Source organism: Stenotrophomonas sp. YJH_SMC_53 (assembly GCF_059369995.1).
Genome location: NZ_JCAFTF010000001.1, coordinates 1 through 18,810, shown reverse-complemented (window position 1 = coordinate 18,810; position 18,810 = coordinate 1). Strand labels below are relative to the sequence as shown.

The 18,810-nt window shown below is 65.6% G+C and carries 15 protein-coding genes and 1 pseudogene; 10 read left to right on the top strand and 6 right to left on the bottom strand.

Annotated features, from left to right (window positions below):
• Positions 1-2 precede the first annotated feature (2 nt).
• The gene (locus tag AC5P7X_RS00080; protein WP_005419890.1) at positions 3-1,502 is read right to left on the bottom strand and encodes a peptide MFS transporter; all 1,500 of its coding nucleotides are present in this window, start codon (positions 1,500-1,502) and stop codon (positions 3-5) included.
• 181 nt (positions 1,503-1,683) lie between these two features.
• The gene (locus tag AC5P7X_RS00075) at positions 1,684-2,559 is read right to left on the bottom strand and encodes a tryptophan 2,3-dioxygenase (protein WP_005419892.1); all 876 of its coding nucleotides are present in this window, start codon (positions 2,557-2,559) and stop codon (positions 1,684-1,686) included.
• A 335-nt stretch (positions 2,560-2,894) separates the two neighbouring features.
• Here AC5P7X_RS00075 and pdhA point away from each other — a divergent pair, with 335 nt between their 5' ends.
• From pdhA to AC5P7X_RS00050, 5 genes are all read left to right on the top strand, one after another.
• On the top strand, positions 2,895-3,977 hold the full coding sequence (gene pdhA / locus AC5P7X_RS00070) for a pyruvate dehydrogenase (acetyl-transferring) E1 component subunit alpha (RefSeq protein ID WP_014038763.1): 1,083 nt from the start codon (positions 2,895-2,897) through the stop codon (positions 3,975-3,977).
• Complete coding sequence (locus AC5P7X_RS00065) at positions 3,970-5,037, top strand: alpha-ketoacid dehydrogenase subunit beta (protein ID WP_005419896.1); 1,068 nt, start codon at positions 3,970-3,972, stop codon at positions 5,035-5,037. Before pdhA ends, AC5P7X_RS00065 begins: the two co-directional genes overlap by 8 nt.
• Position 5,038: 1 nt before the next feature.
• Positions 5,039-5,392, top strand: coding sequence for an SH3 domain-containing protein (locus AC5P7X_RS00060; protein ID WP_005411349.1), 354 nt, complete (start codon positions 5,039-5,041; stop codon positions 5,390-5,392).
• Positions 5,389-6,783: a dihydrolipoamide acetyltransferase family protein gene (locus tag AC5P7X_RS00055; protein WP_138952243.1), complete on the top strand. Its 1,395-nt coding sequence runs from the start codon at positions 5,389-5,391 to the stop codon at positions 6,781-6,783. Before AC5P7X_RS00060 ends, AC5P7X_RS00055 begins: the two co-directional genes overlap by 4 nt.
• Before the next feature lie 449 nt (positions 6,784-7,232).
• Positions 7,233-7,997: a hypothetical protein gene (locus AC5P7X_RS00050; protein ID WP_235642977.1), complete on the top strand. Its 765-nt coding sequence runs from the start codon at positions 7,233-7,235 to the stop codon at positions 7,995-7,997.
• A gap of 36 nt (positions 7,998-8,033) precedes the next feature.
• On the opposite strand, the gene AC5P7X_RS00045 is transcribed toward AC5P7X_RS00050, so the two are convergent.
• A complete protein-coding gene (locus AC5P7X_RS00045; protein WP_053497723.1) occupies positions 8,034-8,420 on the bottom strand; it encodes a VOC family protein in 387 nt (128 codons plus the stop codon).
• Positions 8,421-8,759: 339 nt separating this feature from the next.
• Between AC5P7X_RS00045 and AC5P7X_RS00040 the strand changes: the two genes are divergently transcribed.
• On the top strand, positions 8,760-9,395 hold the full coding sequence (locus AC5P7X_RS00040; RefSeq protein ID WP_235642976.1) for a hypothetical protein: 636 nt from the start codon (positions 8,760-8,762) through the stop codon (positions 9,393-9,395).
• Positions 9,368-10,231: a S1 family peptidase gene (locus tag AC5P7X_RS00035; protein WP_235642975.1), complete on the top strand. Its 864-nt coding sequence runs from the start codon at positions 9,368-9,370 to the stop codon at positions 10,229-10,231. The genes AC5P7X_RS00040 and AC5P7X_RS00035 overlap by 28 nt, the downstream gene beginning before the upstream one ends.
• A gap of 55 nt (positions 10,232-10,286) precedes the next feature.
• Here AC5P7X_RS00035 and AC5P7X_RS00030 read toward each other — a convergent pair whose 3' ends face one another.
• Both AC5P7X_RS00030 and AC5P7X_RS00025 read right to left on the bottom strand, forming a co-directional pair.
• Positions 10,287-10,994, bottom strand: coding sequence for a helix-turn-helix transcriptional regulator (locus tag AC5P7X_RS00030; RefSeq protein ID WP_346607569.1), 708 nt, complete (start codon positions 10,992-10,994; stop codon positions 10,287-10,289).
• The gene (locus AC5P7X_RS00025; RefSeq protein ID WP_346607568.1) at positions 10,994-11,629 is read right to left on the bottom strand and encodes an NAD-dependent epimerase/dehydratase family protein; all 636 of its coding nucleotides are present in this window, start codon (positions 11,627-11,629) and stop codon (positions 10,994-10,996) included. The genes AC5P7X_RS00030 and AC5P7X_RS00025 overlap by 1 nt, the downstream gene beginning before the upstream one ends.
• Positions 11,630-11,734: 105 nt before the next feature.
• On the opposite strand from AC5P7X_RS00025, the gene AC5P7X_RS00020 reads away from it, so the two are divergent.
• Positions 11,735-13,273 carry a GGDEF domain-containing protein gene (locus tag AC5P7X_RS00020; protein ID WP_005419936.1) on the top strand — a complete coding sequence of 513 codons (1,539 nt, stop codon included), beginning with the start codon at positions 11,735-11,737 and terminating at the stop codon, positions 13,271-13,273.
• Between the two features lie 95 nt (positions 13,274-13,368).
• Here the strand turns inward: AC5P7X_RS00020 and AC5P7X_RS00015 are convergent, their stop codons facing one another.
• Positions 13,369-14,295 carry a DUF808 domain-containing protein gene (locus tag AC5P7X_RS00015; protein WP_053497730.1) on the bottom strand — a complete coding sequence of 309 codons (927 nt, stop codon included), beginning with the start codon at positions 14,293-14,295 and terminating at the stop codon, positions 13,369-13,371.
• A gap of 207 nt (positions 14,296-14,502) precedes the next feature.
• Here AC5P7X_RS00015 and AC5P7X_RS00010 point away from each other — a divergent pair.
• Both AC5P7X_RS00010 and AC5P7X_RS00005 read left to right on the top strand, forming a co-directional pair.
• A pseudogene (locus AC5P7X_RS00010) lies at positions 14,503-16,149 on the top strand (ABC1 kinase family protein); the annotation flags it as partial.
• Between the two features lie 245 nt (positions 16,150-16,394).
• Complete coding sequence (locus AC5P7X_RS00005) at positions 16,395-18,500, top strand: phosphoglycerol transferase I (RefSeq protein WP_346607566.1); 2,106 nt, start codon at positions 16,395-16,397, stop codon at positions 18,498-18,500.
• Positions 18,501-18,810 lie beyond the last annotated feature (310 nt).

Here is an 18,810-nt window from a genome sequence, read left to right as displayed (position 1 = left end):
CATTACTTGACGCCGTGCATCAGCTTGTTGATCAGCGGGGCGATCAGGAACAGCACCACGCCGGAGCCGATCAGGGCCCAGAACCCGAAGGTATACCCCTTCAGGGCCGACTCGACCGTCATGCCGCCTTCACCACTGACCACACCAGCGAAGATGCCCGACAGGTTGTTGCCGATGCCGGTGGACAGGAACCAGCCGCCCATGCCGAAGCCGACCAAGCGCACCGGGGCCAGCTTGGTCACCATCGACAGGCCGATAGGCGACAGGCACAGCTCGCCCACCGACTGGATGACGTAGACCATGAACAGGGTCCAGAACGGGATCTTGCCGTCCACCACCATCTGCGACAGGGCGAACATCAGCAGCGCGAAGGCGGCGCCGTTGAACAGCAGGCCCAGGCCGAACTTGCGCGGGATGGACGGATTGGCGCGACCCATCGCCACCCAGATCCAGGCGATGACCGGGGCCAGGGTGATGATCGCCACCGAGTTGACCGACTGGAACCACGCGGTCGGGAAGGTCCAGCTGCCGAACTGGCGGTTGACGATGTTCTCGGCCAGGAAGGTGAACGAGCTGCCGGCCTGCTCGAAGAACATCCAGAACATCACGTTGAAGGCGAAGATGATCAGCATGGCGATCACGCGGTCGCGCTGCACCTTGCCTTCGCGGATGCCCTCGACCAGCAGCAGTACGGCCAGCGCGGTGAACATCGCGCCCAGGATCCAGGCCAGCGCGGTGGCGCCGGTGGCCAGCAGGAAGTACGCGACCGGGATGGCGACCACCGCACCGGCCAGCACCATGATGATGCGGCCGAAACCTTCCGCGCCGGCCGGCGGTGCGCCGATGCCCTTCAGGCCGGCACGACCGATGTAGAACCACACCAGCGAGATCAGCATGCCCACGCCCGAGGCGATGAACACGACCTTGTAGGACGGCATCGCATCGGTACCGAACACCTTGCGGGCCAGGTACTCGGTCAGCACCGGGGCGATCATCGCGCCGATGTTGATGCCCATGTAGAAGATGGTGAAGCCCGAATCGCGGCGCTCGTCCTTCAGGCCGTACAGCTTGCCGACCATGGTCGAGATGTTGGGCTTGAACAGGCCGTTGCCGACGATGATCGTGGCCAGGCCGAGCTTGAAGATGTGCTCCTGCGGAAGCGAGATCATGAACAGGCCGGCGGCCATGATGATCGCGCCGGTCAGGATCGAGCGCTGGTAGCCCAGTACCCGGTCGGCCACGTAGCCGCCGAAGATGGCCGCGGCGTACACCAGGGCCAGGTAGGCGCCATAGATGCGGCTGGCGTCGCCTTCACCGGCAGCGCTGCCGTTGTAGAACTGGGCAACGATGTAGAGCACCAACGCCCAGCGGATGCCGTAGAACGCAAAGCGTTCCCAGAACTCGGTCATGAACAGCATCCACAACGGGCGCGGGTGGCCCAGCGTGGTCTTGAAGTCCGGCAGTGCCGGCTCTGGGGTGTTCGCAGTGGCGTTTACGCTCATGCGGATTTCCTGGTTCGGTGGATGACGAGCACGTCCGCTGTGCAGTTGGAGCAACGCGCGAGGATCACCGACTTCTGGCGTTCACGTCAAATACACGCCGTTTGAGGCAGGTGGCAGCCTGCTCCCTGAACTTGCATCTGAAACGATCCAGCCGCGGGCCGGGAACCAAGCTGAATGGGGATCAGCCCAGCGCTGCCGGGGGCGCGGCCTGCAGGCTGGTGCGCACCTGGAACAGCTCGGGGAAGAAGGTCAGTTCCAGCGCCTTGGCCAGGAAGCCCACGCCGGACGAACCGCCGGTGCCACGCTTGAAGCCGATCACCCGCATCACGGTGCGCATGTGTCGGAATCGCCACAGCTGGAAAGCCGTCTCCAGGTCCACCAGGTCCTCGCACAGCGCATACTCGCGCCAGTAGCGGTCGGTGTCCTGGTAGATGCGCTCGAAGACCGGCTGCAATGCGTCGTCGGCCACGTGTGGCTGGGTCCAGTCGTGGGCCTCGTAGACCGCCGGCACGGCATGGCCGAAGCGGGCCAGGTACTTCAGGAATTCCTCGTACAGGCTGGGCGCCTCCAGCACGGTGCGCAGCTGCGCCTGCCCGGCCGGGTCATGCTCGAACACCTGCAGCATCTGCGCGTTCTTGTTGCCCAGCAGGAACTCGATGTAGCGGTACTGCAGCGACTGGAAGCCCGACGACGGGCCCAGCACGTCGCGGAAGCCCATGTACTCGGACGGGGTCAGCGTTTCCAGCACCGACCATTGCTCGGTCAGCTGGCGCAGCACCTGCTTGCTGCGCGCCAGCACCTTGCGGCACTGCCAGACTTCATCGCGCTGCAGGAAGCCGATTGCGGCACGCAGCTCATGGCCCAGCAGCTTCAGCCACAGCTCCGAGGTCTGGTGCTGGATGATGAAGAGCATCTCGTCATGGTGCGGCGGGCTGGACAGCGGCTGCTGCGCGCTGAGCAGCTGGTCCAACCGCAGGTAGCCGCCGTAGGTCAGGCGTCCCTGCAGGTCGGTGTGGATGCCGGCTTCGAGATCGCGTTGGTTGTTGTCGACGGACATGGGCGGGACCAGATCGGGGGCGGCAAGGGTAGCGCGTTGCCGCCGCGCTGGCAGCCGCCCGGTCCATACCGGGGCGTGCGGCTGGCCGTGGAGCATCGGCCGACCACCGGCCTGCGCGTGGAACCGTCCGCGCCGTTGTACCGGCAGTCAGCCAGAGGCGTATTCTGATGCTTTGCAGCAACGACTGAATACGTTGTTGTTATTGGCCCCCCACCCGCCGGCAGGGGTAAAACAGGGCGTTGCCGTGTTGCGGCGCAGGAAGGCTATTCCGTACGCGTTCCTTAACATGGCGATTCATATCATTTGTAACTTCTCTGTCGAAGGTGCAGTACGCAATGACGGTTGCCGCTGAATTCAAGATCGAATACCTGCAGTACCTGGACGCGGACGGCAAGCTCGTCCGCGATGACCTGCCCGCGTCGCTGCGCGACCCCAAGGTCCTGGTACCGCTGTTCAAGCAGATGCTGTTCGTACGCACGTTCGACAGCAAGTCCATCGCGCTGCAGCGCACCGGCAAGCTGGGCACCTATGCCGCCTGCCTGGGCCACGAAGCCGCGCACGTGGGCATCGGCGCGGCGATGCAGAAGGACGACGTGTTCGCGCCTTCGTACCGCGAGTATGGCGCGATGTTCATGCGTGGCGTGCGCCCGCACGACGTGCTGATGTACTGGGGCGGCGACGAACGCGGCAACGATTACGGCGGCAACGCGGCCAAGGACTTCCCGTTCTGCGTGCCGATTTCCACCCAGTGCCTGCATGCGGCAGGTGCCGCGCTGAAGTTCAAGCTCAACAAGGAACCGCAGATCGCCGTGGCCGTGTGCGGCGACGGTGGCAGCTCCAAGACCGACTTCTACGCGGCACTGAACTCGGCCGGCGCCTACAAGCTGCCGCTGATCCTGTGCATCGTCAACAACGGCTGGGCCATCTCGGTGCCGCGTTCGGCCCAGACCGGTGCCGAAACGCTGGCGCAGAAGGGCCTGGCGGGCGGCCTGCACTGCCTGCAGGTGGACGGCAACGACCTGATCGCGGTGCTGGCGGCAATGGAACAGGCGCGCGAACGTGCGCTGGCCGGCGACGGTGGCACCGTGCTGGAACTGATGACCTACCGCCTGTCCGACCACACCACCGCTGATGACGCGCGCCGCTACCGCGACGATGCCGAAGTGAAGGATGCCTGGCAGCGCGAGCCGATGCTGCGCCTGCGCAAGTACCTGATCAACGCCGGGGTGTGGAGCGAGGAAGAAGAAGCCGCCTGGACCGCCGAGTGCGGCGCGCGCGTGGACGAGGAAGTGAACCTGTACCTCAACACGCCGGTGCAGCCGGTCGAGGCGATGTTCGACTTCCTGTATGCCGATCCGCCGCCGGACCTGCTGGCCCAGCGTGCCCAGGCGATCGCCCTGGAGAAGCGCCATGGATGAGATCAAGAACGGCGCGCCCGGCGCGCACACCAACGCCGCCGACAGCGCTGCAGTCGCGCGCGGAGATGACAGCATGACCACCACCCCGATCACCCTCATCGAAGCCATCACCCAGGCGCTGGCCTGGGAGCTGGAACACGATCCGTCGGTGCTGGTGCTGGGCGAGGACGTGGGCGTCAACGGCGGCGTGTTCCGCGCCACTGCCGGCCTGCAGCAGCGCTTCGGCTCGGACCGCATCCTCGACACCCCGCTGGACGAAACCACCATCGCCGGCCTGACCATCGGCCTGGCCGCACAAGGCATGAAGCCGGTGGCCGAAGCCCAGTTCGATGGCTTCATGTACCCGATGGTCGACCATATCGTCTGCCACGCCGCACGCCTGCGTTACCGCACGCGTGGCCGCCTGCACTGCCCGATGGTGCTGCGCGTGCCGTGGGGCGGTGGCATCCGCGCGCCGGAACACCACAGCGAAGCCAACGAGGCGATCTTCACCAACGTGCCGGGCCTGCGCGTGGTGCTGCCGTCGTCGCCGCAGCGTGCCTATGGCCTGCTGCTGGCCGCGATCCGCGAGCCGGATCCGGTGATCTACATGGAGCCCAAGCGCATCTACCGCCAGTACAAGGAAGTGGTCGTCAACGACGGCGAAGCCTTGCCGCTGGACGTCTGCTTCGTGCTGCGCGACGGCACCGACGTGACCCTGGTGACCTGGGGCGCGCAGGTGAAGGAAGCCCTGGAAGCGGCCGACAAGCTGGCCGGGGAAGGCATCAGCGCCGAAGTCATCGACGTGGCCACGCTGCGCCCGCTGGACTTCGCCACCATCGCCGAATCGGTGGCCAAGACCGGCCGCTGCGTGATCGTGCAGGAGGCCCCGAAGACCGCGGGCTTCGGTGCCGAGATCGCCGCGCGCCTGGCCGAGGAATCGATCTACGACCTGCTGGCCCCGGTCGAACGCGTTACTGGCTACGACACCCACATTCCGCTGTTCCGCCTGGAAATGAAGTACCTGCCTAGCGTTGAGCGGATCGTGGCGGCGGCCAAGCGCGCGGTGGCGGCCGGCTGACATGCGGGCCCGCCTTCTGGGGGCTTACCGCAGCCAGTATCCCAACCCGCTCCGGTTCCACACCGGCCAGATCGTCGAAGTAGGTGTACGTGACGAGGAATGGCCGGCGTTTGCCTGGGTACGCACCAACGATGGGCGCGCTGGATGGGCGCCCATCGCCTGGTTGCAGCTGCTGGACGAGGGTCGCGCCGAAGCCCTGTGCGACTACGACGCCCGCGAGCTGGATGTGGAAAGCGGCGAGATGGTGAAGCTTCATCACGAACACGGCGGGTGGTGGTGGTCCGAGCGCGCCAATGGCGCGACGGGTTGGCTGCCGGCCCGCGAACTGGAACTGCTGGAAGAGAACTGCAAATGAGCCAGACCAAGAACTTCAACCTGCCCGACCTGGGCGAAGGCCTGCCGGACGCGACCATCGTCGAGTGGTTCGTCAAGGAAGGCGATGTGATCAAGCTGGACGAGCCGCTGGTGTCGATGGAGACCGCCAAGGCCGTGGTGGAAGTGCCCTCGCCGTTCTCCGGCAAGGTGCTGAAGCTGTCCGGCGCTGCCGGCGACATCATCCCGACCGGTTCGGTGCTGGCCAGCTTCGAACTGGACCCGAACCTGCCGCAGCGCGCTGATGGCCAGGACACCGGCCACAGCCATGGTCACGCCGCACCGGCGGCGCCGGCTGCCGCACCGACCCCGCCGCCGCTGCCGGCTGCGGCCGCTCCGGTTGCCGCCGAGGACGCCAAGCCCGCCGCAGCCGAGCGCGATGACGCCGGTACCGTGGTCGGCGCGATGCAGAGCTCCAATGCGGTGCACGCCGAGCAGGCGCTGGCCGTCGGTGGCGTCAAGGCCGTGCCGGCCGTGCGTGCGATGGCGCGCAAGCTGGGCGTGGACCTGAGCCGCGTGGCCGCTACCGGCACCGATGGCGCGGTGACCATGGCCGACGTCAAGCAGGCCGCCGCCAACGGCACCGCCAAACTCGGCGCCGCCCCGGCACCGGTTGCCGCCGCGTATGCCGCGCCGGCCCCGGCGCAGGTACCTGCCCCGGTGCAGAGCGAAGCCCGCACTCCGCTGTCCGCCGCCGGCAAGCCGATGCGCACCCAGCCGCCGGGCGTGGTCGCCAAGGGCCAGCCGGAACCGCTGAAGGGCGTGCGCCGCAACATGGCCCGCGTCATGGCCGACGCGCACAGCAAGGTCGTGCCGACCACGCTGAACGACGACGCCGACATCCACGCCTGGCTGCCGGGCAACGACGTCACCGCCCGCCTGGTTCGCGCCATCGTCGTTGCCGCACAGAAGGTGCCGGCCATGAACGCCTGGTTCGACGGTGAAGCGCTGACCCGCACCCTGCACGCCCAGGTGGACATCGGCATCGCCGTGGACACCGACGACGGCCTGTTCGTGCCGGCCCTGCGCAATGCCGACATGCTCGATGCACGCGGCATCCGCGAAGGCGTCAATCGCCTGCGCGAGCAGGTGGAATCGCGTTCGATCGCCGCCTCGGAACTGAGCGGCTACACCATCTCGCTGTCCAACTTCGGCATGTTCGCCGGCCGCTACGCGACCCCGGTCGTGGTGCCGCCGTGCGTGGCCATCGTCGGTGCCGGCCGTGCCCGCCACCAGATGACCCCGGTGATGGGCGGCGTGGAAGCGCACAAGGTAATCCCGCTGTCGGTCACCTTCGACCACCGCGCGGCTACGGGTGGTGAAGCCGCCCGCTTCCTGCGCGCGATGATGGACGACCTGGCGCTGGCCAGCTGATCCAGATGATCGGTGGGTGCCAACCTCGGTTGGCACATGAATTGGAAAAACGCCGGGCACTGCCCGGCGTTTTTTTGTACCTGCTCCGTCGCGCTCCGTCCACGCATGGCGGGGATCCACTGGGCTCTCCGACCGTCGGTTGAAAGCCCAACGAAGCATTTTGAGAATAGTTGCATGGATTCCCAAGAGCAGCTCAATAGCATTGAGCCTCTCTGCAGACGTCGAACTTCCGTGATTGAGACACCACCCACACTCGAAGAATTCATGAAGGCGGGCAATGATTTTTCCGCGCCTCTCCATTCTTCCTACGGTTGACGAGGGATGAGGATCCGTCAGACACGAACTGGGTCCTTGGCATCATCTTCCTGCGCTGGCTCGCCCGAAATCACGCTTTCCTTGACGCATCGGTCGGCTCTACGGTGGCAGCCGCCCCCTCGCCAGCAGATGCCTTGGCATGCATCGAAGGCGCCTTCCAGGACGAAATCCCCGGCGCTGCGTTCGACCCGGAATTGCTGGAGTTCACCGTTCGCTACTTCTGCATGGCCGCTCCCTACTTTTCGGACTTCTTCTCGTTGTTCCCCGAAGACGCCATGCCTTCTCCGGACGCCATGTGGGACAAACAGGAGCAGGTGTACGCAATTATCGACTCCCGCCTGCGGTCATGGCGCAACGGCGAGCCAATCGTCCGCGCGGTCATCCCCAATGCTGATCAACAAGGACATGCCAAACCGGCTACGCCGCTGGATGCTGACGTCTGGATCTCAACGCTGGCAACGCTATCGGATGCTGCGGTCACTCACGAAGCTTGCTGTGCATACGCCGACCACTTCTACAGGGCTCTGACGAAACCAGCGTCAGTAGAAGTCATCCTGGCGGTCATGAGGGAGTTCCTTCGGAACCCGCCACATGATGCGTCGATCATGAGCTCAGCTGAGAACTTCCTGTCGGATATTCCGTTCTCCCGCTACATCAAAGCCTACTCCATCCTCGCGCCTGACCTCTTGGACGTCTCTTCAGATGCCGCGCTCAATCTCTTCAATTATCCAGGTTGTGAATTGACGCCACGTCAGGTCCGGCAGTTCATCAAGGAGCTCAGGCGGTGCAACCCCGAGCGCGATGTGGTCGGAGAACTGGCCCAGCTGGCCATTGCATGGAATTCGGAAGACGACGAGACATTTTCAATCGTCATCGAAGCCGCACAGAAGCATGGCTAGGTCCAGGAGCCGGAACATACCGGCTCCCTCCCTGAATCAATCGCGCGCGACCAAGCCCTCGGCGCGGCTGTACACGCGCAGGCGGTGCCCATCCGGATCGGCACCGACGAAGGTGTGGCCGAACTCCAGCGTCACCGGCGCCTGCAGGATCTGCACGCCGAGTGCGCGCCACGCATCGTGCATCTGCTGCACAGCCTCCGGGTTGGCCACCACCATCGCCAGTTCCGCGGCGCCGGCCTGCGCGGACACCGGCGGCTGCACGTCATCGCGCTGCCACAGGCCGAGTGCGGCGCCATCGCCGAGCAGGAACAGGGCAAAGCCGGGCGACTGCTCGACCGGTGGTTTGCCGAGAATGCCGCTGTAGAACGTGGCGCTGGTGGCGACGTCGCGCACGTACTGCAGCAGGGTGCTGGGTATGAACATGGGGAACCTCCGTTGTTGGGAGCGTTCATGGTGGAACACGCCTGCTGACATACTCTGTCAGTAGATCAAGCGGATGAAATCGATCGGGTAGAGCCGATCGTCGTTCGAACATCTCGCGTATTTCGGGCACTTCCGCCATCGGATGGAAAAACAGGCGACCCGCTGTGATCTCGCGATATATCGCAAAGCCAAGTCATGATGGGAGCTGTCGTCGGCGATGAACCTTCGCTCGGACCAATCAAAGGGAGACGCAGTTACCAGTTGCAACAGACAGAAGTGATTTAGATTCAAATGCAGATGGAACGCCACTTCACGTAATACACATGAAAAGGAAAGTTCATGACCACAATACGCAGTTATCTCCCGTTGTTGGCAGCCATCCTCACCGCCTCTCCCGCCCTTGCGGACGACGCCCCCAAGGATGTAGCAATACAGCACTACGCGGAAACCATGCACATAGGCACGTTCGAAGCCGCGCAACGAATGGATGCGGAACGGGCCGCAGGTAAACTCAGCGCACGGCTTCAGAGGGAGAAGCCGGAGACGTTCGCCGGCCTTTACATCGAGCACCCCCCTGAATTCAGGATCGTGGTGAGGTTCACCGGCGATGCCTCACGCCAACTTTCTGCTTACACCAAGGACCGCCTCTACGTCGCAGAAACCGCGCCACGTTCTCTCGAGCTTCTCCGCGCCACCCAAGAGGAGGTGTCCGATCAGCTCGTCAAGGCCGGCATTGAGTTTGCAGCCACGGTAAACACGAAGATCTCTATCGTAGAGGTATATGTACGTGATCCCGATGCCGTACGCGCCAGACTTTCCAAACTTCTCTCTGTCGCCGACTTCATCCACATAAAAGAGACCACAGGTTTCATAGAGCCAACAAACACCGTAGCGGGCGGGCGGCGACTGGAGGCTACCAGCAGCAGCTCTGCACAGCCGGCTTCAACGTGGTCGAAACTGCAACTCGCGAACTAGGCTTGGCCACTGCCGGTCACTGTGACAATGACAATTATCAGCGCAATCCAACCGCTCGCATTCTGTTCAAGAGTGAACGCAACAAAGGATCTTACGACGTTCAGTGGGGTGCACAGCAGCGTGGCGGCGTCATCTTCTCCCAGTCGAACGAAATCATTGTCGATGGGGAAAAACTGACGATAACCGATGAGGCATCACTTGCCGACATGACACCAGGCACAACGGTCTGCAAGTTCGGCGTAACGACCGGTCGCACATGCGGATCCATCAAAGACGCAGAGTTCGCAGCCAACTGGAATGGGGAAGCCGGCACCTACGTCCAAGTCGTCAGCCTTGATGGAACCGTGATGAACAAAGGCGGCGATAGTGGTGGCCCCGTCTATGCCGGCAACTCGGCCTACGGCCTTGTTCATGGCAGGGGAAACGACGGCTCTCCTTGGGCGAATGACCTTTTCTTCATGCCCATAGAGAGGATGTCCACCCTGGGCGTGGCTACCTTGACGAAGCCATTTCAGCTGGACAGCGTTCCGAACGTGTCTGGAACAGGCGCCAGTGTTACTGCCACGATGAACTTCAGTGGGTATCCGAGGTTTCCGGTATATATCAACCTCGAGATCTTGACTTGTCCTGCCGGATGGATCTGCAGCGGTGGCCGCGCCAAAGTCGACAGGAACATCCCATCCCCCATCACCTTCACTTGGGGTTGTACACCAAGTAAACCTGGTGAACCTCAAGTTTCGAGAGTCAGGACATTCTTGGAAGATGCGTCGGGCCTCGTAACCCAGGCCATAGAGTCGACGATTACCTGTACCACCCCGGCCTCCCCCGGCACATAGCCCACCAGCTGTGTAAGCCCACCGCGTTGACGCACAGCGCCATTCCTCGATGTGGTTACGAGCGGTCCAACCAGTCCGGCGCGATGCCCTGCGCCTTCTGCCAGCGCCGCAGCAGCGTGGCGCGCGGCACGAGGTAGCGATCCTCCAGCACGCGCACCTGGCGGATGCGGTCCAGGCGGAAATGGCGGAAGTCCTCGCGGCCTTCGCACCACGCCGCCAGCATCGGCACTTCATCGAAGTAGCCCAGCGCGAACGGCCAGACAATGCGCTCGGTACGTTGGCCCTGCGCATCCTGGTAGCCGAACTGCAGGCGTTGTTGCGCGCTCACCGCTTCGCGCACAGCCTGCAGGCGTTCAGCAGGTACCTTGGCCACAGCGCGCGAAGGGCCAACGCGCAGGCCGCTATCACGCAAGGCTTCCCGGCGTGCTGCGGGCAGCACATGCGCGATACGCGCCAGGGCATCACGTGCGGCCTCGGCCAGCGCCGGCTCGGTGCGCGCGGCGACCCAGCGCAGGCCCAGCACCAGCGCGTCGATTTCGGCCGGTGGCAGGGTCATGGGAGGCAAGGTATCGCTGGGTGCCAGCTGGTAGCCGACCCCGGCCTCGCCACGCAGGTCGGCGCCCTGCTCGCGCAGGGTCTCGATATCGCGGTACAGCGTGCGCAGGCTGATGCCCAGCGCTTCGGCCAGCGCCTGCCCGGCCACCGGCCGTCGATGACGGCGCAGCAGCTGCAGCAGCTGGGTCAGGCGCAGCGCTCGCGACATCAGCCGACCAGCGTGCTCGACGCCACCACGTGCTCGCCCGGCTGCGGGGCCAACGCAGCCTCGACCAGCGCCCTGGCAATCTCGGTGGCCGGATTGATCCGCCACGCACGCGGCAACACCGGTCCCAAAGCACCCAGCACCGTCAGTGCCAGGCGTTCGCCGCGACGCACCTCGTTGCGCTCGCCCCCGATCAGCCCTGGGCGGACCAGGGTCAACGAGTTGAATCCCAGCGCGCGCAGGTCACGCTCCAGCTCGCCCTTCACCCGGCTGTAGAAGATCGACGACTGTGGATTGGCGCCGACTGCGGAGTTCAGCACAAAGGCCTGCGCACCCTGCGCCTGCGCCAGGCGGGCGAACGCCAGCGGATAGTCGTGGTCGATACGGTGGAAGGCCTCGCGGCTGCCGGCCTGGGCGATGGTGCTGCCCAGCGCGCAGATGACCGCGTCAACGCAGGCCCATTCTGGCGAAGTGGGCAACGCGTCGAATGCCAGTACCGGGTTCTCCAGCTTCCCGTGAGTCAACGCCACGGGGCGGCGGGTCGGGGCAACCACGGCGCTGCAGCGCGGGTCGTCCAGCAGCCTGCGCAGGGTCAGCCGACCGACCATGCCGGTCGCCCCCAGCAACATCACGCGCATCACCACCTCCACTGCGGCATCCTGTCGCCCATCCTAGCCGTTCAAGCCCTCGGCGGCCGCGCCGATATGCTGGAACCAGTCCCTGCCAGCCCCAGGATTCGCTCCATGACGGACCAGCCCGACCACCGCCCTGCCCCCGGTACCGCCCTTGGGCCGCCGGCACGCGTGCGCGCGGTGGTGGACGATGGGCGGGGTGACCGCGTAGTGCTGCAGGGCGGCGGTGGCGTGGCGCTGCAGCAGCTGTTCGCAGGCGCCGATGCGCCGGAACCGCTGCTGGCGGCGTTCGCCAACGGCATGGCCACCCTGCCCGGCGAACTGGGCGACATGGGCGACCGCCTGCAGTCCGCACAGGCCAGCGCCGATTGGCCGCGCTATGGGCGCGCGATGCGGCAGCTGATCGACAAGTACATCCGCACCATCGAGCAGCATTCGCCGGACGGGCAGCCGGAAAGCCTGCGCCTGTCCGAGCAGCTGCGGCTGCTGCTGGGCGGTGCGGTGGTGGCCCTGCTGCAGCACGACCCGGACCTGCGCGAGCAAGCGCAGGCGCTGGCGCTGCGCCTGCGCCAATGGCAGCCGGGCACGGCCCTGGAGCCCATCGAACAGGGCGTGCGCGAGCTCGGCCACCAGGTCGGCGTGCGTGCCGAAAGCTGGCAGGAGCAGCAGGCGCTGCTGCTGGAGCTGTTCGCGCTGCTGCTGGAGAACGTCAGCGAGCTGCTGGACGACCGCAGCTGGCTGCAGGGCCAGATCGCGGCGGTACGCCAGTTGCTGGACGGTCCGTTGGAAGCGGAAGCGGTCGAGCGCACCCGGGCCGAACTGCGCGAAGTGATCTACAAGCAGGGGCTGCTGCGCCAGGGCATCGACGATTCGAAGGCGGCGATGCGCGGGTTGATGGGCGAGTTCATCGAGCGCATGGATGGCATGGCCACCAGCACCGGCGAATACCACGACCGCATCGGCAGCTACGCGTTGCAGCTGCGCGAGGCGCGCAGCATCGCCGACCTCAACCAGCTGCTGCAGGAGGTGATGCGCGATACAGGCAAAGTGCAGCAGCAGGCCGCACAGGCCCGCGATCACCTGGCCAATGCGCGGCAGGAAGTGGAGCGCGCAGAGCAGCGCATTGCCGAGCTGGAGCAGGAACTGCGCGCCGCTGGTGACCTGGCACGCATCGATCCACTGACCCAGGCGCTGAACCGCCGTGGCCTGGACGAACTGCTGGAGCGCGAGCTGGCCCGCGCCGCACGCAACAACTCACCCTTGGGCGTGGCCGTGATCGACCTGGATGATTTCCACCAGACCAACGACGCGCATGGGCATGCCGGTGGCGATGCGTTGCTGCAGCACCTGGTGGCCGTGTGCAAGCTGCTGCTGCGCGCCACCGACGGCATCGCACGGCTGGGCGGCGACGAGTTCGTGCTCGTGCTGCCGGAAACCCAGGGCGCCGACAGCATGGCCACCGTGCAGCGCCTGCAGCGCTCGCTGGCCCATCGCGTGCTGACCGTGCAGGACCAGCGCGTGCCGGTGCATTTCAGCGCCGGGCTGGCGCAGTGGCAGCCCGGCGACGATACCGAGACCCTGCTGCGGCGCGCCGATGACGCGCTATATGCCGCCAAGCGGCAGGGCAAGAACCGGGTGCAGGCGGGGTGATGATCCAGCGTGCGGACTCTGTAGCGCCCGAGCCGATGCTCGGGCGGCGGCGCGGAGCGCCGTAGAGCAGCCGAGCGTGGGCTCGGCTCTACAGATTACTTCCCGCGCAGCTTCTGGAAGCCGGTCACCGCCGCGAGCACGACGGCACCGGCGATGATGCCGACCACCATGTTGGCCGCAGCACTGATCAGCCAGCCCCACTGCCCTTCGCCGCCCAGCGCCTGCACCGCGTGGTGCAGGGCCGGCACGTTGTGCACCAGGATGCCGCCGCCGACCAGGAACATGGCGATGGTGCCGGCCACCGACAGGAACTTCATCAGCCACGGCGCCGACGCCACCAGGCCTCGACCGAAGGCGGCAATGGCACCGCCCTTGCGCGAAAGGTACAGCCCAACGTCATCGAGCTTGACGATGCCCGCCACCAGTCCGTAGACGAACACGGTCATCGCCAGCGCGACCACGCTCAGCGTGAGGATCTGGTTGGTGAACGACGCAGTGGCGACCACGCCCAGGGTGAGCACGATGATCTCGGCCGAAAGGATAAAGTCGGTGCGGATCGCGCCCTTCACCTTGTCCTTCTCCCACGCGACCATGTCCACCTGCGCGTCAGCCAGCGCCTTGCGGCGTTCGGCCTGGCGCTCGGCATCGTCGTCGGAGGAATGCAGGAAGCGGTGCGCCAGCTTCTCCACGCCTTCGAAGCACAGGAAGGCACCGCCGATCATCATCAGCGGCACGATCAGCGGCACGTTCCAGCCGCGGCTGCGCAGCCAGGCTTCCAACGCACTGATCGCCAGGGCCGCCGGCACCAGGATCACCTTGTTGACCAGCGAGCCCTTGGCCACCGCCCACACCACTGGCAGCTCGCGGTTGGCGTTGACCCCGGTCACCTGCTGCGCGTTCAGCGCCAGATCGTCGCCCAGCACACCGGCGGTCTTCTTCGCGGCGACCTTGGTGAGCACCGAGACATCGTCGAGCAGGGAGGCGATATCGTCGAGCAGGGCAAACAGGCTGGCACCGGCCATGGGGCGTCCAAGAATGGGAATGAGCGGATTCTGACCGATCCGCCGGCCTCTGCGATAGCTGCGGGGTTCACCGCATGCCCACCTTCCCCCGGCGACACTGCCGAATCCGGACATTGCCGGCCAGCGGCCGGCACTACCGTCCTTGCCGCATGGGAGTTCCGCTTGAGCAATCCGCCCACCGCCAATGGCAATCCTCCGCTGGTCAAAGGCATGAACCGGCGCAGCCAGATCCTGCGCCTGCTGCTGCGCTACCGCCATTCGGGCGTGTTCTCCGGCATGAACCTGGACGCCGCCAGCAACCAGGCCGACGTGCCCGCCGATGGCAACCCGGAACAGTTCGTCAGTGACCTGGAGGCCCTGGGGCCGACCTTCGTCAAGCTGGGCCAGATGCTGTCCACCCGCCCGGACATGGTGCCGGTGGAGTTCGCCACCGCCCTGGAGCGCATGCAAGAGAAGGTGGCGCCGATCCCGGTCGAGCGCATCCACGCCATCATCGAGCAGGAGCTGGGCGTGGGGGTTAGCAAGCTGTTTGCCTCGTTCGATCCCGAGCCGTTGGGTTGTGCGTCGATCGCGCAGGTACATCGCGCGGTACTGCACGATGGCCGCCAGGTGGCGGTGAAAGTGCAGAAGCCCGAGGTGGCCGCGCAGCTGCGCTCGGATCTGGAGGCGCTGCGCAGCTTTGCGCTGGCCGCCGATCACCTGACCCAGGTGGGCCGCCGCGTGCGCCTGCGCGACTGGCTCAACGAGTTCGCAAAGACCCTGATGCAGGAGCTGGACTACCACGCCGAGGCCGAGAACCTGGCACGCTTCGGACGGCATCTGCGGCCCTTCCGCCGCCTGTGGGTACCGCAGCCGATCTGGGACTACAGCAGCCAGCGCGTGCTGACCATGGAGCTCGCCACCGGCGTGCGCGTGGATGCGATCTCTGGCGTGCGCCGCACCGAGCAGGACATGGATCCGCTGGCAGCGGCGCTGATCCGCGGCTATCTGGACCAGATCTTCGTGCATGGCGAGATCCATGCCGACCCGCACCCGGGCAACCTGCGGGTGATGTCCGATGGCCGGCTGGCGATCTTCGACCTGGGCATGGTCGCGCACATGCCGCCGCGCCTGCGCGAGCGGCTGCTGAAGATCCTGTTCGCCGCCGTCGATGGCCGCGGCGAAGAAGTGGCCGACGATCTGATCAGCATCAGCACGCGGCTGGAGGCCTTCGACGAAGAGCGCTACCTGCGCGAGACCGGCCAGCTGATCGCGCGCTACGCCGCCAGTGGCAGCTTCTCCGAAGGCCGCGTGGTGCTGGACATGGTGCGCATCGCCACCGCCTGCGGCCTGCGCACGCCGCCGGAACTGAGCCTGCTGGGCAAGGCCCTGCTCAACCTGGAAACCGTGTGCCGGCTGCTGGCACCGGAGCTGGACACGCGCCGCATCGTCGAGCGCCAGCTGCAGCACGTGATGCGCGCGCGCCTGAAGAAATCCCTGTCGGCGGCCAACATCGCCAGCGAGGCGATGGAGCTGCAGCAGCTACTGCGCGATGGGCCGCGCAAGCTGTCGGACATCATGGCGCTGCTGGCCGAGAACCGCCTGCAGATGAAGGTGACCGGGCTGGAAGAATCGCGATTGATGGAGAACCTGCAGAAGATCGCCAACCGCGTGGCGGCCGGCATCATCAGCGCCGCGTTGATCATGGCTGCGGCAATGATGATGAAGATCGACACCGGCTGGCACCTGTTCGGCTATCCCCTGATCGCACTGATACTGCTGCTGATCGGCGTGGTGCTGGGACTGGGCATCGTCACCAGTGCATTGCTGTTCGATCGCCGCGCGCGGGCACGCGAGGAACGCGGGCACCGCTGATGCATTGGCGAAAAAGCCGCGTATTCATGCGGTTTTTAATGCAATCCAATGAAGCCTTTCACGCTCGTTTTACCTTCGCGGCGTGATCGCGCGCGCGTCATTCCAACAAACATTTCAGTCAGGTTCGTGCATGCACTATCGGGTCATCGGCCTGTCATGTGGATGTGCTTGCAGCAGCGCCGGTCGGATGGACACGCGTCGGTACGACGTCCATCACCACCACCCCGTCACTGCCGAAGCTGCCTATGCTCTGGATACTGCTGTTGTCGTTGTTGCTGCTGTGCTGGCTGTTCCTCGCGTCCGACAAGTGGGTGTGGTGGAAGGCCGGTGCATTCTCGCTGCTACTGCTGATGCTCAGCGCGTGGTGGCTGATCGACAAGCTGTCCGGGGATGGGCTCAACGCCGCCACGCTTTATCACCTCGGCGCCGACATGGAAGGCGCTGGTGTCTCCGACTTCAAGGGCTACATCGCCGGCTTCATCGTGCTGGCGCTGGTCTCGCTGCTGCCGCTGTTTGCCACGCGGGTGAAGCGCTGGCGCCGGCCCGGCCACGGTGGTGCGCTGTTTGCCGGTTTCGCGACCGTGTGGGTGGCCACGATCCTGATCAGTCCGCTGGCCCGTGACGGCCAACGCCTCTACCAGCAGCTGCGCCCGGTCGATTTCGCCCGCATCGCCCCCGAGTACCAGGTGCCGACGCAGCCGTTGCAGCGCCCGCGCAACATCGTATGGATCTACGGCGAGAGCCTGGAACGCACCTATCTGGACGAGGCCGTGTTTCCCGGCCTGATGCCCAACCTCAACCGCCTGGCGTCCGAGTCGCTGGACGTGCGTGGCCTGGCCTCGGCCGAAGGCAGCGGTTGGACCATCGCCGGCCTGGTGTCGTCAATGTGTGGCGTGCCGCTGACCACCTCGCAGGGCGACGAGAACAGCATGGACCGCATGGGCAGTTTCCTGCCCAAGGCGGTGTGCCTGGGCGACTACCTGAAGCAGCAGGGCTACACCAACCATTACCTGGGCGGCGCCAACGGCCAGTTCGCCGGCAAGGGCCAGTTCCTGGCCAGCCATGGCTTTGACGAAGTGCATGACCTGGCATGGTTCAAGCAGCAGAAGAAGATCGGCCGCATCCACTACTCGGCCTGGGGCGTGCACGACGACGTGCTGCTGGACACCGCCTACCAGCGCTTCGAGCAGCTCTCACGCGCCGGTTCACCGTTCATGCTGACCACGCTGACCATGGACACCCACCACCCGGCGGGCCACCTGCCGGTGTCGTGCAAGGGCGAGCGCTACCGGAGCGGGTACGGCAACATCGGCCTGCTCAATGCACTCAAGTGCACCGACCGCCTGATCTCACAGCTGGTCGAGCGTATCCAGGCCAGCCCGTATGGGAAGGACACGCTGATCGTGATCGCCTCCGACCACCTGGCGATGCCCAACGACCTCAGCCACGTGCTGGCCAAGCAGAAGCGCGAGAACCTGCTGCTGTTCCTCGGCGACGGCATTGCCCCGCAGCAGCTCAGTGCCGACGCTGGCACCACCCTGGATTCCGGTGCGACCCTGCTCGGCCTGCTGGACCCGAACCTGAAGACGATGGGCTTTGGCCGCTCGCTGATCGACCCGCAGCGCGCGCCCAGTGCCAGCGTGGCCGCGCGGCGCGATGATGGCCGCGACTACCCGCAGTACCTGGCCTTCGCCCGTTCGCTGTGGCTGGGCCAGCCGACCCGCGAACTGAAGATCGATGGCGATGATCAGGTGGTCGTTGGCCTGCAGCACGTGCAGCCGCCGGTGCTGCTGGAGTACGACAAGGAGTGGGGCTTGAAGTCGGTGTACCTGGAAAACACCTCGCGCCAGTTCGATGATGCCGACCCGGACAACACCCTGGCCTACGTCGACCGTTGCACCGCGTTCGAGGACGGCTCGGCCGATGGTGACTGGTGCGCCCTGCTCGTCAACCGCGACAACGGCTTCAAGCTGTACCGCGACAACGACCTGCGCGGTGGCATCGCGGTGGATGCACCGCTGGATACGCTCCAGGGCCCGCGCCCGAGCGTGCGCCAGGCACACATGATCACCCAGAAGGGACGCCGTACGCGTGCCGGCCAGTACATGCTGCAACTGGTGGCGAGCACGCGCCCGGACCGCGGTTTCTGGATCGAAGCGGTGTCCTCGCAGCGCAAGGTGGTACTGGCCCAGCAGTGGGTACAGCCCGATGCCAACGGCAAGATCAACGTGTCGTTCGGGTTGGATCACGAAGTGGACGATCTGGAGATCCGCGCGTGGTTGAACCACGCCGAGAAGCTGGCGGTGGATACGTTCGCACTGGTGCCCTCGCGCAGCCGACCACGAGGATAGGGTTCTTTGCAGGGCTGCGCCCTGCACCCGCAGTAGTGCCGGCCGCTGGCCGGCAACCTCAGAAGCAACAGCAACAGCGTGCATTCCGTGGTTGGGTGGTGCGGTGTCGGAGTGCGGGGACGCCGTAAATCCGTCCCTGGAGGCTTGGCAGCCGCATCCATGCGGCTGACTGATCTGGCCCCCTGAAAACGGACGCCATGAAGCCGTTTCAGGCGGCAGCCCGGAGCTGCCGGGCGTAGTTGTTAGGCGAGTGGTAGCCCAGCGCCGAGTGTAGCCGGGCTGGATTGTAGAAGCCGTGGATGTAAGCAGC

Excerpts from the sequence above, each read along its gene's own strand:
- AC5P7X_RS00080 (WP_005419890.1), bottom strand. The coding sequence starts at position 1,502 with ATGAGCGTAAACGCCACTGCGAACACCCCAGAGCCGGCACTGCCGGAC.
- AC5P7X_RS00075 (WP_005419892.1), bottom strand. The coding sequence starts at position 2,559 with ATGTCCGTCGACAACAACCAACGCGATCTCGAAGCCGGCATCCACACC.
- pdhA (WP_014038763.1), top strand. The coding sequence starts at position 2,895 with ATGACGGTTGCCGCTGAATTCAAGATCGAATACCTGCAGTACCTGGAC.
- AC5P7X_RS00065 (WP_005419896.1), top strand. The coding sequence starts at position 3,970 with ATGGATGAGATCAAGAACGGCGCGCCCGGCGCGCACACCAACGCCGCC.
- AC5P7X_RS00060 (WP_005411349.1), top strand. The coding sequence starts at position 5,039 with ATGCGGGCCCGCCTTCTGGGGGCTTACCGCAGCCAGTATCCCAACCCG.
- AC5P7X_RS00055 (WP_138952243.1), top strand. The coding sequence starts at position 5,389 with ATGAGCCAGACCAAGAACTTCAACCTGCCCGACCTGGGCGAAGGCCTG.
- AC5P7X_RS00045 (WP_053497723.1), bottom strand. The coding sequence starts at position 8,420 with ATGTTCATACCCAGCACCCTGCTGCAGTACGTGCGCGACGTCGCCACC.
- AC5P7X_RS00040 (WP_235642976.1), top strand. The coding sequence starts at position 8,760 with ATGACCACAATACGCAGTTATCTCCCGTTGTTGGCAGCCATCCTCACC.
- AC5P7X_RS00030 (WP_346607569.1), bottom strand. The coding sequence starts at position 10,994 with ATGTCGCGAGCGCTGCGCCTGACCCAGCTGCTGCAGCTGCTGCGCCGT.
- AC5P7X_RS00025 (WP_346607568.1), bottom strand. The coding sequence starts at position 11,629 with ATGCGCGTGATGTTGCTGGGGGCGACCGGCATGGTCGGTCGGCTGACC.
- AC5P7X_RS00020 (WP_005419936.1), top strand. The coding sequence starts at position 11,735 with ATGACGGACCAGCCCGACCACCGCCCTGCCCCCGGTACCGCCCTTGGG.
- AC5P7X_RS00015 (WP_053497730.1), bottom strand. The coding sequence starts at position 14,295 with ATGGCCGGTGCCAGCCTGTTTGCCCTGCTCGACGATATCGCCTCCCTG.
- AC5P7X_RS00005 (WP_346607566.1), top strand. The coding sequence starts at position 16,395 with ATGCTCTGGATACTGCTGTTGTCGTTGTTGCTGCTGTGCTGGCTGTTC.